General features: G+C 54.0%; 12 protein-coding genes. 4 read left to right on the top strand and 8 right to left on the bottom strand.

Annotation, left to right across the window (positions count from 1 at the left end):
• The first annotated feature begins 424 nt into the window (after positions 1–424).
• From DXT88_RS15680 to DXT88_RS15695, 4 genes are all read left to right on the top strand, one after another.
• The gene (locus DXT88_RS15680) at positions 425–874 is read left to right on the top strand and encodes a hypothetical protein (RefSeq protein ID WP_265214841.1); all 450 of its coding nucleotides are present in this window, start codon (positions 425–427) and stop codon (positions 872–874) included.
• 228 nt (positions 875–1102) lie between these two features.
• On the top strand, positions 1103–1912 hold the full coding sequence (locus DXT88_RS15685) for a hypothetical protein (protein ID WP_265214843.1): 810 nt from the start codon (positions 1103–1105) through the stop codon (positions 1910–1912).
• Between the two features lie 188 nt (positions 1913–2100).
• Positions 2101–2832: a hypothetical protein gene (locus DXT88_RS15690; protein ID WP_265214844.1), complete on the top strand. Its 732-nt coding sequence runs from the start codon at positions 2101–2103 to the stop codon at positions 2830–2832.
• Positions 2833–2894: 62 nt separating this feature from the next.
• Positions 2895–3158 carry a hypothetical protein gene (locus DXT88_RS15695; protein ID WP_265214846.1) on the top strand — a complete coding sequence of 88 codons (264 nt, stop codon included), beginning with the start codon at positions 2895–2897 and terminating at the stop codon, positions 3156–3158.
• A gap of 89 nt (positions 3159–3247) precedes the next feature.
• Here DXT88_RS15695 and DXT88_RS15700 read toward each other — a convergent pair whose 3' ends face one another.
• The 8 genes from DXT88_RS15700 to DXT88_RS15735 all read right to left on the bottom strand — a co-directional run bounded on the left by DXT88_RS15700 (position 3248) and on the right by DXT88_RS15735 (position 13593).
• On the bottom strand, positions 3248–3436 hold the full coding sequence (locus DXT88_RS15700; protein ID WP_265214848.1) for a hypothetical protein: 189 nt from the start codon (positions 3434–3436) through the stop codon (positions 3248–3250).
• A 1079-nt stretch (positions 3437–4515) separates the two neighbouring features.
• A complete protein-coding gene (locus DXT88_RS15705; RefSeq protein ID WP_265214851.1) occupies positions 4516–4857 on the bottom strand; it encodes a copper-binding protein in 342 nt (113 codons plus the stop codon).
• 30 nt (positions 4858–4887) lie between these two features.
• Positions 4888–8025, bottom strand: coding sequence for an efflux RND transporter permease subunit (locus DXT88_RS15710; protein WP_265214853.1), 3138 nt, complete (start codon positions 8023–8025; stop codon positions 4888–4890).
• Entirely contained in the window at positions 8022–9506 is a 1485-nt protein-coding gene (locus tag DXT88_RS15715; RefSeq protein ID WP_265214855.1) for an efflux RND transporter periplasmic adaptor subunit, read from the bottom strand. The genes DXT88_RS15710 and DXT88_RS15715 overlap by 4 nt, the downstream gene beginning before the upstream one ends.
• The gene (locus tag DXT88_RS15720; RefSeq protein WP_265214857.1) at positions 9503–10720 is read right to left on the bottom strand and encodes a TolC family protein; all 1218 of its coding nucleotides are present in this window, start codon (positions 10718–10720) and stop codon (positions 9503–9505) included. Before DXT88_RS15720 ends, DXT88_RS15715 begins: the two co-directional genes overlap by 4 nt.
• A 535-nt stretch (positions 10721–11255) precedes the next feature.
• Positions 11256–12179 (bottom strand): copper homeostasis membrane protein CopD, encoded by a 924-nt coding sequence (gene copD / locus DXT88_RS15725; protein WP_265214859.1) that lies wholly within the window; start codon positions 12177–12179, stop codon positions 11256–11258.
• Positions 12180–12186: 7 nt separating this feature from the next.
• Entirely contained in the window at positions 12187–12573 is a 387-nt protein-coding gene (gene copC / locus DXT88_RS15730) for a copper homeostasis periplasmic binding protein CopC (protein ID WP_265214861.1), read from the bottom strand.
• 36 nt (positions 12574–12609) lie between these two features.
• On the bottom strand, positions 12610–13593 hold the full coding sequence (locus tag DXT88_RS15735; protein ID WP_265214863.1) for a copper resistance protein B: 984 nt from the start codon (positions 13591–13593) through the stop codon (positions 12610–12612).
• Positions 13594–13604 lie beyond the last annotated feature (11 nt).

Here is a 13604-nt window from a genome sequence, read left to right on the forward strand (position 1 = left end):
GTAGCACTGCAGCATGCGCTTCAGGAGAAATAGGGTGGGCGGTCATAAGCTCTTTCATCTTCGCGGTACTTTCGTCGTATCTAACGCGCATCGGATTATTGTCCTATGTTTAAGGCCGTGCTAGATGATACCAGCCAGTTCCATTTTCTACCGCTTTACAAATGGGACCGCATACACACGTTCAACGTAAAGCTGACGAGATCGCAAAAATCCATGCCATTTTTCTACAGCGTACAGGCTTGTAATACGGAAGGGATCCGTCCGTAGCCACGGGCAGGAGAGCAACCATGAAACTCCTCGTCCTTGGAGCGACCGGCGGAACCGCGAATCACAACAGGCCCCAGTTTTCGGCACCCCTGCAAAACTTTTTGGCTAACCACGAGGTTCCGGGCATAATTTAGCAATGTCAATCGCGGAGCTATCTATGTCTTCCCCATTCGAACAAATCATGACGTGGTTTTCCGAATTACCGCCTGGTCACAAACAGGATGCTGCATTTCTTGTAGGCGCTCTTATGCCTGGCATTCAAATTGACACGGAGCTTGAGGCAATTGCGGATTCTTTTGTAAGTGGGGTCCGTAGTTTGAATCATGATTCGTTTAAAGAATACGGTCTGACTCTGGCCTTGAAGACACTTATCGAGCATCAACTCATCAACCAAAGACGCAGCAAAACGGCTGGCAAGGAAATTAAGAGCACATTAGAGCGCCTAGCGAAGCAACACAGCAGCGAAACGTTCAAGACGCAAGCCGAGCAAGCGGAATTTCGTGCCGCGCAGTGGGTCGTTTCTTGCAAAAAATGGGACGACATGGCTGCGAAGCATCTGGCCGCAGACAATCTGGTCGATTACTACATGCGTAGTCAGCTTGTTTAATTTGTGCGTAATGCCTGCTTCTCTTTTTGTCGTCGCTCATAATCCCTCTTTTGCAGATTCTTGAGAAAGAATTTGACATAGGTGTTCTATCCTTCTTACTCCGCCAAGAAAATGAGCGTGCAGAGATCACCTGAGATATTGCGCGTACAAAGCCGTCGAAGTGACCGTGCGTCGGTCGTTTTATTCTCAATCGAATCCACCATCACTATCTCAAAATAGGGAATTTAAGTGAGCAAAAGACCTGGCCAAGAAGAAAATCTAAAGTTGGCAATGGTACGTGCGATCCAGTGGTATTTTCATTCGCACACGGAATTCGTCCAGGTGGACGGCGTATCAATCTCTCAGGAGAGTACCAATTTACAAAAAGGGAAAGGCAAGCCTTATGACTTGGCGGTCTTTCTTAAAGGGACTTTTGCGCTGCTATTCGAACTCAAAGATTGTCAGGATGACGGCTCTTTCAGCCAGTGGAACTCCCCACATAATCAGGAACAGAATTCGTCGCTGATCCAGCTATGGAAGCTTGGCGTATTTATTCGATATGCATTTAATGGCTGGAATTGGACTCTTGTCCCTGCCCCAGAGCCACCGCATGTGGTGCAGAGCACTCTGGTACTGGAACCGCGTGACTTTGCGACTTATGTAGAAAAATCACTGCCTGAACCCGAAAGTCTTAAATCTCTTCTCGATAGACTCACCAACAGTAATTTCACGAATCATCGACTTACAGTCCTTCTGGAGCGAGACCCCTCTGCATTTCAAAGTCTCTCGAACCACGCTCTTATCGTCCTGGCCAATATCGAAGAAGAGCGCTTCATGTTGCTGGATACGGCCGCACCTCTCAAACTTGTTCACAAGTACTACGAAGCAGAAGAGGAAGAACGCGCTGAGATCCTCGCGCAACTGCAGGACGATGAATTCGGTCATTGGCTGGCGATGCATATGTTCGAACTTAAGGATGGACGTTTGCAGGCGTTGCTCGATGCTGCTGATGCCCCGGCTGCAGAGGATGATGATACGTCCCCAGGCATGCCAATGTAGTTTGATCCATTAACTGCTAGTTGGCGGGGACTTTCCGTCACTCCTGGCCATTAAACCAGGTCGGCGCACTTGAGAGATAGCCGTCAGAAAGCCTGCGCTCTTAACTCTTAGTTCTGCCTATTTTTGTGAATACATACTCGAATACCTCTCTTAGTGGCCTTATCCCGTCTGTCTCTAGCCTTGGAGCTATGGACCAGAACAATTACATCGATCAAGATGAAGAAAACGAATTTACGTTGAAGTGGAAGTTGTTTCTTCTGACATCGAACCATCTCAGGCAAAGAGAGTTGATGCTTGTTGCGATCAGGACTGCGACGGATTTTTCCAAGATTGATGTAACGGCGCTTCTGGTAGAGCCCCACACGGAAGAGCTTCGCTGTGTGACGACGATGAGGGGTAGTAGCGATGAGGTCGTTACCAAATTGTCCGATGGCTATATCGAAGTGCCCAATAAATATCAGCGGCAAAAAGGCATCGGCACCGTTTGCTTCAATGAAGTAGTTGGGTGGGCGCTGGCGCATCACCCAACGTCGATTCTCTATCCCTTGAAGGTCTTCGAGCACTTGAGTACAGAATTCCCCGCAGAGAAACGGGATGCCTGGTACGGCCGGTTTGGTATCACTTTTGAGTATGAGCCAGGACGGACGCATCCAATGGCACAAGGCGAATCGAACAATGAATTGATCAGCGAACTAAGAACAATCGATGTGACAGAAATGAAAAAAATAAAACAACTCGGATTGCCACAATTTTTGCATGACGTAGAAGCAGAACTTGTCAGCATGAAGCGCGTGAAACTTGAAGATGACGAGATTCTACTGAGGCAAAATCGGACAATTAAGAGACTGAAATTGCTCAGTATTGGCTTGTCTGCTGTCCTAATCGCATTGACCGTGTTTCACTTCGTTAGGTCGGCTTAGAAATACCAAATCGCAAGGGTGTTGTGCCGGGTGCGGAGTTTTTTTCATACCGACGCCGTCTCATGGATGAGATTATGTTGATGGGCACAGTCATTGAAGTAAACTTTCGGCTCGGCATGTTCATCGATGCCTTGGATCGTGGCGACTATGTTGTCTTTGAACTGCTGAGCGGAATTGATATCGCCAAGGGAGACAAGATCAGCGGTGAGCTGGAGGATCTTGACCGCACTGAGTCGAAGCATCTGGAGCAATTCTGCAAATTCAGCGCTTACGGCCAAAGCCGCCCACGCAGTTTGACCGCGTGCCGTCGTTTACGGGAAACATAGGACGATACCGGCTGCATTGCGCACCACGCAGCCATCCCTTTCCTGAAACTCAGGTGAGATCCTCCCTGCAGATACGTGAAGCAAGACGCTTATGCGCCACTCAATTTATGAATGCGCCGCAGTTTCTCTTCGGCCGCTAGTGCCCGCTGTTGATAGAGATGTGCCTCTTTCAACAACTTTGAAATTTGATACCAATATGCGGCGCCCAAGTCACCATCCTCCAATTGCAGCCGATGCAATTTTTCGAGGGCAATATTCAGGTCTAGATCGCTGTCCATAGTCACTCCCGGTTCAGCTGACGATGATTACATTCTAGTCGAATTGCCTGAGACGATGGTTTTTCGGCCAGTCCGTGTGAACTCGAACGGGCTCGGCATCCCTGATCAGCGATTTCTGAATATGCGCTGCAGTAAATTGCGCTCTAACCGCGCCACTAACTATCACTTCAATCGCGCCACCTATTTGCAACAAACACGCGCCACCCATTCTCGCCTATTGCGCCAGCCATCCTGCTTAATGCTGGTGCCAATAGTGCCTGATGGACCCAAAGGCGAAGTCGATTAAACCATGGCGAGGCTGCTGAGGCTCGCGTGTCGGTTTGAGACCGTCGATGAACTTGGCAATTCGCTTTCGGTAGCTGTTATCGTTAATCAAAGAGTCGCTGACAGGAGACAAGGCATTGGATACTGCAGGGCCGCTAAGGTCGACAACAATTGTCAGATCAGTGCTGTCTTCGAGAGTGGGCCCGATGGGTACGCGCGCTGGTGCGGAATAAATCGAATTGCAAGAGTGCTGTGTTTTCGGCTTGACCGCATTCTGGCGTTGGATGGGATGCCGATAAAAGGAGCTTTAAATGCAACTTGTCAGGAGTGCATATTCCAGTGAATTTAGTCAGGCGGTTCAGCAGCGTGGACGCCAGGTGTTCAGTAACATGGACATCGATTGAGTGGCTGGCTGCGGAATTGCACTTGATCACGTGATTGCGTTCGACTTGGCCAATCGCGCAATATAGAGCGAGAAAATTTAGGACCCCACGTGTTATCACGGTACCTGCAGATGAATATCTCTTCGTGCTTTGTGTCTTTTCGTGGAAAACTTATCCCCAGTTTGTGTGGACAGGGCTGTGGATAACCTCATCGATTCAGGACTAGACGCTTGATTTAACAGGATTTTGTTTCGCTGCCCATAAAATAAAAAAGCTCGCGATCGGAATGGACCGATCACGAGCGAGTCAGCCTTTCTGCTGAAGAGGAGATGTCAGGTTTAACTTTACTGCTTGCATCCGTTCGGGACTATCGGGGCGTTCCTTATTTTTGGTTAGTAACACCACCGACGGACAAGCACAACTTGCACCTGACTACTTGGCCGGACGAATGGCCGTCACCACCGGTGACATGCCGCTTCCCTTCAGATCAAACGACACTTGATCGCCGACTTTGACGCCTTTGAGCAACTTCTCATCCGACACTTTGAAAGCCATCGTCATCGCCGACCAGTTCAATTCCTTGATCGGCTGATGAGCAAGAATGATGGTGTTCTGTTTGGTGTCAACATCTTTGACGACACCAACACCGTGCGCAACTTTCTCGGCCGAGTCGTTCTTACCCATGTTCATGTTTCCCATGTCGGCAGCGAAAGCTGAGAGGGTACCAACGAGCGCAAAGGCAGCAAAAGCGGCAATAATAAAACGATTTTTCACAATAAATTTCCTTTCAGGTTAAAAGATAAATCAAGCCTGTGTGGCTTTCGGTTGACGACCACGCATCAGGCGATACGCGGCCGGAATGACAAGCATGGATAGCAATGGAGCGGTGATCATCCCGCCGACCATGGGTGCGGCAATACGGCTCATGACTTCCGAGCCGGCGCCGCTTCCCCACAAAATAGGAATCAGCCCGGCCAGAATGACGGCGACGGTCATCGCTTTGGGACGAACGCGAAGCACGGCGCCTTCCCGGATTGCATCTTCAAGAACGGCTGTCGTCAGCGTTGTTCCGGATCCTTGCCGGGCAGCAGCCTGTTTCAGATACAGCAGCATGACGACGCCAAATTCGGCAGACACTCCCGCTAAGGCAATGAATCCCACACCGGTGGCAACCGACAGGTTGTAGCCTTGCAGATAAAGGAACCAGATGCCGCCGACCAGTGCGAATGGCAATGAAGCCATGATCAGCACTGCTTCGTCGATGCGCCGGAAGGTCAGATACAGCAGCACAAAGATGATCAGCAGTGTTGCCGGCACCACCAGTTTCAGACGTGCATTCGCACGCTCCAGATACTCGAACTGACCTGAGTAGGCGATGCTGAGTCCCGGCGCCAGTTTTACCTTGGCAGCCACTGCTGCACGTAGATCGGCAACGACGGAAGCCAGATCCCGATCCCGGACATCGACGTAGATCCAGCCGCTCGGTCGCGCATTCTCGCTCTTCAGCATTGGAGGACCGTCACTGATTTTCAATTTTGCGACGGTTCCCAGCGTGATCTGCTGGCCGCTGCCGGTCAGGACCGGCAGATCGCGCAGTTTCTCCAGCGAGTCCCGGATTTCCCTCGGATAGCGAACGCTGATCGGGTAACGCGCCAGCCCCTCGACCGTCTCGCCCACGTTCTCGCCACCGATTGCCGAAGACACGATACTTTGCACGTCGGCGATATTGAGCCCGTAGTTGGCAGCCGCAAGCCGATCGATGTCGACGTCCACGTAACGTCCGCCACTGAGACGTTCTGCAAGTGCAGAACTGACTCCGGGAACCTGCCTGGCGACCTGTTCGATCTGTTGTGCCGTCTTGTCTATATCGGCAAGACTGGTCCCTGAGACTTTTACGCCAATCGGACTCTTGATCCCGGTAGCCAGCATGTCCAGCCGATTACGAATCGGCGGAACCCAAATGTTCGACAAGCCAGGGACCTTGACGACTCGGTCGAGCTCATCGATCAATTTCGCCGGCGTCATGCCGGAGCGCCATTGATCGCGTGGTTTGAACTGGATGGTGGTTTCGAACATCTCCAGCGGCGCAGGATCGGTCGCGCTCTCCGCCCGGCCGGCTTTACCGAAAACGCTGGCGACTTCCGGGACGGTCTTGATCAGGCGATCAGTTTGTTGCAGCAGTTCCGCAGCCTTGGATGCAGATAAACCAGGCAATGCCGACGGCATATAAAGCAAGTCGCCCTCATCCATCTGCGGTAGAAACTCTCCGCCCAGTCGACTGATCGGCCATAGCGTCGTCAGCATGGCCAGGCCGGCAATGACCAGCGTGGCTTTCGGTCGACGCAAGACGGCCTCCAGCAACGGCCGATAGCAACGAATCAGCCAGCGGTTCAACGGGTTACTATTTTCCGAGGGGATGTTCCCGCGGATCATGTAGCCCATCAGGATAGGAATCAACGTCACGGACAAGCCCGCGGCGCCGGCCATGGCATAGGTCTTGGTGAACGCCAACGGCCCGAACAGGCGTCCCTCCTGTGCCTCCAGCGTGAACACCGGGATGAACGACAAGGTGATAATCAGCAGACAAAAGAACAACGTCGGCCCAACCTCGGCCGCCGCTTCGCCGATTACGCTCCAATGGGTGTCCCCTTGAAGAGATTGTCCCGGATGTTCGTGCTTCCAGGCTTCGATATGCTTATGAGCATTCTCGATCATGACGACTGCGGCATCGACCATGGCGCCGATGGCGATGGCAATACCGCCCAGCGACATGATGTTGGCGTTGACGCCCTGGTAGCGCATCACGATGAAGGCAATCATGACGCCGAGTGGCAAAGAGACAATTGCCACCAGTGCCGAGCGGAGATGCCACAGGAACAGGCCGCACACTACCGCCACCACGATGAATTCCTCGAGCAACTTGTGCGACAGGTTGTCGATGGCTCGGTCGATCAATTGACTGCGGTCGTAGACGGGAACGACTTCGACGCCGGATGGAAGACTCTTCTTAAGTTCTTCCAGTTTGGTTTTGACGGCGGCAATGGTGTCGCGTGCGTTTTTACCAGAGCGTAGGATGACAACGCCCCCGACTGTTTCACCCTGGCCGTTGAGCTCGGCAATACCGCGCCGCATCTCTGGCCCCAGTTGAATGGTCGCCACGTCACCCAATTTAACCGGCACACTGTTTTGTCCCGTCGCCAACGGGATATTGCGGAAGTCCGCCAGCGTCTTGAGATAGCCGGAAGCCCGCACCATGTATTCGGTTTCCGCCATCTCCAACACCGAGCCGCCGGTTTCCTGATTGGCTTTCTTGATTGCTTCGACGACCCTGTCTTGCGTGATCCGGTAGGCCGCCAGCTTCACCGGATCGAGCACGATCTGGTATTGCTTGACCATCCCGCCGACTGTCGCAACTTCCGCCACATTGGGCAAGCTCTTGAGTTCATATTTCAAAAACCAGTCCTGCAGGCTACGTAGCTGGGCTAAGTCGTGTTGCCCGGTCTTGTCGACCAAGGCATATTCGTAGATCCAGCCGACTCCGGTGGCGTCCGGCCCTAACGATGCTTTGGCCGAAGCTGGCAGGCGCCCCTGCACCTGGTTGAGATATTCCAGCACCCGGGAGCGGGCCCAGTACATATCGGTGCCGTCTTCAAACAGGACGTAGACGAAGGAATCGCCAAAGAAGGAGTAGCCGCGCACGGTCTTCGCCCCTGGGACGGACAGCATGGTGGTCGCTAGCGGATAGGTCACCTGGTTTTCCACAATCTGCGGCGCCTGGCCGGCATAACTGGTGCGAATGATGACCTGGACATCCGACAGATCCGGTAAGGCATCCACCGGCGTCATCTTGAGCGCCCAGATACCCCAGGCCCCGAGGAAAAGGACGGAGAGCAAGACCAGAAAACGGCTCGCAATCGACCATTTGATGAGTTTCTCTATCATGGCGCGCTCCGATCCAGCTTCTCGATCACATAGTCGCCATTCTTCTCACTGAAACTGAAATGCACGCGGTCCCCGGTCTTGAGACCTGATGCCATGTCGGGCTGAGCCAATTTGAATGTCATCGTCATCGGCCCCCAACCCAGCGTTTTGACCGGACCATGCGAGAGCGTGATTTCGAGCCCCTTCAGCGATTCGATTTTCCCGGTTGTCTCATTGAGTGCGGCCTGCGCTGTCGCAGCAGTGGAGGATGACGATGTATTCAATCTCGCCAGCACGCCTTTAAGACTTGCTTCGGAATCGATCAGGAATTGCCCTGACGTGACAACCTGCTGCCCCTCGGTGACGCCACCCAGCACGATGCTCTTGCCGTCGGCTTCCTGGCCAAGTTGAACTTCGACCGGCTGATATCGCCCGTCACCCGTAGTGACCAGCAAGACATTGCGGGTACCGGTGCGAATGACCGCTTCAGACGGCACCAACAAGCCTGGTGCCGCTTTGCCTGCGTCCAAATTGATCTGGGCATACATACCAGGCTTTAACCTGCCGTCGCGATTGGGTAATTCGATACGGACTCGAAGCGTGCGGCTGTCGGCATTCGTTTCAGGCAGAACGGCCAAGATCTTGCCAGTGAAGTTTTCACCTGGATAAGCGGAAAAACGAGCTTCCAGCTTGCCGCCGACATTGATCTGTCCGGCTTGCACTTCGGGAACGGCCGCTTCCAGCCATACGGAATCCAGGCCATTTATCTTGGTCAGAGGCGCGCCCGCTGTCACTGTCATTCCGCTTCTGATATCGAGCGTCTGAATCAGGCCTGCGATGGGAGCGACGATTGTCACCACGGTTTGAGGACGCCCGCTCTTTTCGACGCGGCTTATCAGATCACTGCTCATCCCGAGTAGTTGCAGACGCTCACGGGCAGCCTGAACTAATGCCGGATCGTTTGTCTTGAGCACCGCCAAAAATTCCGACTGGGCACCGGCCCATTCAGGAATCAGCAAATCAACCAGAGGAGCACCGCGTACAACGACATCGCCAGGAGCCCGTGCATAGACGCGCTCCACAAAGCCGCTGCTGCGGGACTGGACAATCGCAACCTGACGATCATTCAATTGCACGCTGGCAACGGCGTTCACCGTTGCCGATAAGCTGCCTCGCTCCACTTTCGCGGTGCGCATTCCTAAATTCTGGGCAATGCCGGCGTCAATCTTGATGCCGGCGTCATCTGCTTGCTCATCTGCGTATTTCGGCACCAGTTGCATGTCCATGAAAGGTGACTTACCCGGCTTGTCGAAGCGTTGACTCGGCATCATAGGGTCGTACCAATACAACGCCTTACGTTCCACTTGCGTGGTCGGGCCTGCAGTTTCGCTATGCATGGTTTGAGCGCCGTTATTCTGGTGGGCAAGCCAATAACCGCCTGAGCTACTCACGGCGGCAACTGCAATCATCAGTACGGCAATTTGATAGGTATTTTTCTTCATTGCAGGTCTTCTCCGTAAGCAAAATAGAGCTGCGCGGCCATCGCCGTGCGCTGAGCTTCTATGTCGATGATCTTTAGACGTTGATCGACGATTTCGCGGCGTGCAGTCAACACCGTCGTCAAGTCGCTCTTACCCGAGCGGTAGCCTGCGTACTGGAGATCGACCTTTTGCTGTGCCAGAGGCAAGGCGGTCTGATTGGCGCGCTCCAGTTGACGGGTCAGGGTCTGGTAGTCGGCGAGATCGTTTTCCAGCTCGTTGGTGTGATCGCGCAGCATGGCTTCACGGTCGGCATCGATCCGATACAGTTCCTGCTGTTTGGCGGCAATGCGGGGATCCTGTCGGGTTGAAGGAGACACAGGAATCTCAAACGTGAACTGGACGGAGACCATGTTGCCGAATCGCGCATCGCGTCGCTGATAAGCAAGCTCGACACCCCAGTCCGACTTTTTCATGGCTTGCGCTTCGCGGACCTCGGCTTCTGCCTTGCGTGTTTCGGCGGCAAAGGCTTGCAGTTCCGGATGCCGATGCAAGTGCTCCCGCAGATGGGTCGCGTCGATGTTCAAAGCAGGCAATGCATCGACCAGTGGCTCATCAGCCTCGCCGCCGACGTAACGACGTAAGCCAGCCTTCGCTTTGACCAGGTCGCGAATCAGGTCGTCGCGACGGTCGGCAAGCTGCACCGCCTCCTGTTTCGGCATGACGCTATCGGCAATCTGCGTACGACCGGATGCGATTTGGGCACGTACTGCCTCTGCCCAGAGCTGATTCTCCTTGTCCAGGTTGTCAAACAAAGCGATCTTGCGCTCCAGATAGTATCGATTGAGCCATGCCAGGGCAGTCGCCCGGCGCAATTTCAGACGCTCGACCTGCCTTTGTGCTTCGGCTGTTTCGATTGAAGCTTCAGCAACCGCAACGCGGGCTTGGCGTTTCGCCGCATTGGGAAACTCCTGCATGACGCCAATCTTTTGCATCGTCATCGAGTCGGCATTGAGGCGGCCCCGATCCGGACCAGACACGGGATAGTTGTCGATGCCGGCGAAAATCTTTGGATCAGGCAAAGCGCCGGCGGGTATCGCAGACGATTGAGCCGCCTGGATTTGTGCCCTGTTAGAGGCGAGATTGGGGGACTGGCGCTCGGCAATGTCGAGCGCGGCGTTAAAAGACAAGGGACCGGCGTGGGCAAGGCCGGACATCCCTGCCAGCAAAGCAAGCAAGGTACTGGATATCCTGCGAAAGGACATATTGTTCACTCCATAGCGTGACGGCGCGTACAAAAGCGCGCAAACAGTCGCCCGGCAACTAGGCCGGACGCATCAACGAATCAATGAGATTTAGAGTGAACGAGGGGGACGCCACAACCCGGACGGGTCATGAGAAGGCAGAAATGACTCAGGCAACAGTGAAACGGTGTCGATCAGCGGAAGGATCAATGGATTGATGTCGACGGAAGATGTCGTCGATGGGAACACCTGGCAAATCTTGCAGGCGTCACCCATTTTGCACGGCGCCGTCGATTTGGATGACTTATCGGTGTCCGACATATTCATCACACAAGGCTCATCTACGGCGTTCGCGGATGCCGCCATTTCCGTAGACGTAGAATTAGTGCGCATCATTTCGACCATGCGTACCGCTGCCAATCCCTCAAGGGGAATGGCAAGGGCCAACAACAGAATCAGAAATGTACGTAGCATTCTCATGAGCCAGATTATAGACGATGTTTTATCGACCGATACCCCTCCTATGACGTCAATCGATCATCGGTCCAAGTGTACCCAGCCAGGCGACAAGCACCAAAATCAAGCAAGCACAAGCTGTCTCGATGAACAGGCTTCTCCGCAATGCTGCAACCGCCTCCTGATGTTTACCGGAGACATATGCTCGCTCGAGTATGGGGCTTAACCGGTACCGGTTCGCTGCCGCGAGCGCAAGCATCATGCCGAAGAGAATTAGCTTGGCGATCAGCAGTTGTCCATAAGGTGACGAGAACAGTCCCGCAACTGTGGGACCTACGATCAACCAGTAATTAAGCGCACCGGTGATCAGTAAAGAGCCGACGATGACAGTGCCCATCAGGGCGAATCCATTAAGCGTACGGCTAAGCAGAGAGACTTCGTCGGCGTCATTACCATAGCGCAGTACCAACATGAGAATAAATACGGCAAGCGCACCTATCCAAGCGCCGGCGGCGATAAGGTGGATGATGTCTGCAGCGAGGTGCAGCTGGCCACGCGTGCCTTCATCCATGGCTCCGTGGCCGCCCCACGACAGCGTGGCCAAGGCAACGCCTCCGGCCAGACTCATCACGCCGAATTTCGAGGTGGGTGCTTGTGCTAAGAACAATCCTGCCAAGACACACAGCACGAGCATCGCCACGCGCAAGCACCAGGCAATACCGAATGACGTATCGGTCAGCATCATTTCGAACATGTGCTGCTCGATCGAGCTAAAATCGGCCGCGCCGCTCATCGCCTTGGTCATCAAGACCATGCTGATCGCTGACAGGATCATGCCAACAATGGCTGCGACTACGGCCAATGTCGAGAGCTTCCTGGCTAAGATGGATGAACGTTCAGGCTTTCGTAAGGCATGTAGGTGAAACAATGGCAAGCCGAAGACAAGCATCAAGTCCAAATACAGCGCGAAACGCACCAAAACATTCACGCTATCCATTGCCAGCTCACTTCACCGTGAAAATAACTTTGCCGGTAATCGGGTGCGTATCTGAAGAGACCGCACGCCAGTCAATACTATAAACACCAGGCATCAATGGTTGCGTAGGCGTGATGATCATGGTTTTCGGATCGTCAGCGCCAGAAATTTTTGCGCCCATCTTCATAGGCGCAGCGTGGTTCATGCCCGGCATGCTGGTCATCACCAGACTCGCGCCGGAAAACTGCTTGGACAGGTTCTCGGAAAAACGTAATTCAATTTTCTCCGGCGCGCTCACGGTCGAATTGTCTTCTGGCGTCGACCCCAGAAGCTTGGGATGCGCAAAGGCTGCGGTGGCGAAGGCCGCTGCAGCGATCGTGACAGCGGTTTTGGCAATAAAGGACTGATAAGACATGGCAACTCTCCTGTGGATGATCCGAAAAATTCAGTGTTAGAACAAAATGCGAACGCCGGCTACGAGTCTCGTTTCTCCGACATTGCTGCCAGCTCCACGGGTGTAGCTGGCAGTACGGCCGAACTTTTGGCTTCGTTCGACCCCAACATAGGGCGCAAACTGTCGCGAGAATTCATAGCGCAGGCGCATGCCGTAAGCCGCACTGGACAGACCGCGGCCGATGCCTAAATCGGGGTCTTCTTTGCCGTACAAGTTAGCCTCGACGCGGGGCTGAAGTATCCAACGCTGTGTCAGCAACACTTCATACTCTGCCGACAATCGCAACGCAGTGCGACCTTGCTCGCCGACGTAGCCCGTAGCCTCGACTTCAAACCAGTACGGCGCTAGTCCTTGGAGTCCGAATGCCAGCCAATTGCGGCCGGGCCGATTACTGCCCGCGTCAACGCGCAGGCCTAGCTGGCTGTCCCAGTATGGGGTGACGGCATGACTCCACAGCAATTCAGTGCGCGAATCTCCCACACGACCTCTCTCGATATCGCCTTCGGCCTTGATGTAGAACTTGTCGTAGGTGTTGCCGATCCACCCTTGCGTGTCGTAAGCAAGAGAGTTGGCATTGCGGGTGTGAACCCGCTCCAGGCGGTCCACTATGAAAGAGCCGAATGAATGCATGTCCGACATCATCAAGCCGCTGGTGTCCTTTGGTGCGTAGGGGCCTGTATTGAGGGTGTATCCATTGGAATAGCCGTGTGGATCCCGGGCATCGGAAGGTGCAGTCGAAGTCGATCCCATGTCCATGCTGCCATGGTCCATGCCGGCATGGCTCATCCCACCGGAATCGGCCGCCCCAGTAGTGCTGGAAGTCTCTCCATTCATGGAGTCCATCGTCGTGACCGCCGGTTGGCTCGCTGCGTCGGTGGCCGGCGCTCCGTGGTTTGCGTGAGACTGGGCCTGCGCCGCATTCATGCTCACCGAAGCAAGCGCGAGCAGTAAAATCCGAGTTGGGTAACGGGTAAAGATCATTCTCGATATGC

This window comes from Herbaspirillum lusitanum (assembly GCF_026127345.1).
GTDB lineage: Bacteria > Pseudomonadota > Gammaproteobacteria > Burkholderiales > Burkholderiaceae_D > Herbaspirillum > Herbaspirillum lusitanum.

Excerpts from the sequence above, each read along its gene's own strand:
- DXT88_RS15680 (WP_265214841.1), top strand. The coding sequence starts at position 425 with ATGTCTTCCCCATTCGAACAAATCATGACGTGGTTTTCCGAATTACCG.
- DXT88_RS15690 (WP_265214844.1), top strand. The coding sequence starts at position 2,101 with ATGGACCAGAACAATTACATCGATCAAGATGAAGAAAACGAATTTACG.
- DXT88_RS15695 (WP_265214846.1), top strand. The coding sequence starts at position 2,895 with ATGGATGAGATTATGTTGATGGGCACAGTCATTGAAGTAAACTTTCGG.
- DXT88_RS15700 (WP_265214848.1), bottom strand. The coding sequence starts at position 3,436 with ATGGACAGCGATCTAGACCTGAATATTGCCCTCGAAAAATTGCATCGG.
- DXT88_RS15710 (WP_265214853.1), bottom strand. The coding sequence starts at position 8,025 with ATGATAGAGAAACTCATCAAATGGTCGATTGCGAGCCGTTTTCTGGTC.
- DXT88_RS15715 (WP_265214855.1), bottom strand. The coding sequence starts at position 9,506 with ATGAAGAAAAATACCTATCAAATTGCCGTACTGATGATTGCAGTTGCC.
- copD (WP_265214859.1), bottom strand. The coding sequence starts at position 12,179 with ATGGATAGCGTGAATGTTTTGGTGCGTTTCGCGCTGTATTTGGACTTG.
- copC (WP_265214861.1), bottom strand. The coding sequence starts at position 12,573 with ATGTCTTATCAGTCCTTTATTGCCAAAACCGCTGTCACGATCGCTGCA.
- DXT88_RS15735 (WP_265214863.1), bottom strand. The coding sequence starts at position 13,593 with ATGATCTTTACCCGTTACCCAACTCGGATTTTACTGCTCGCGCTTGCT.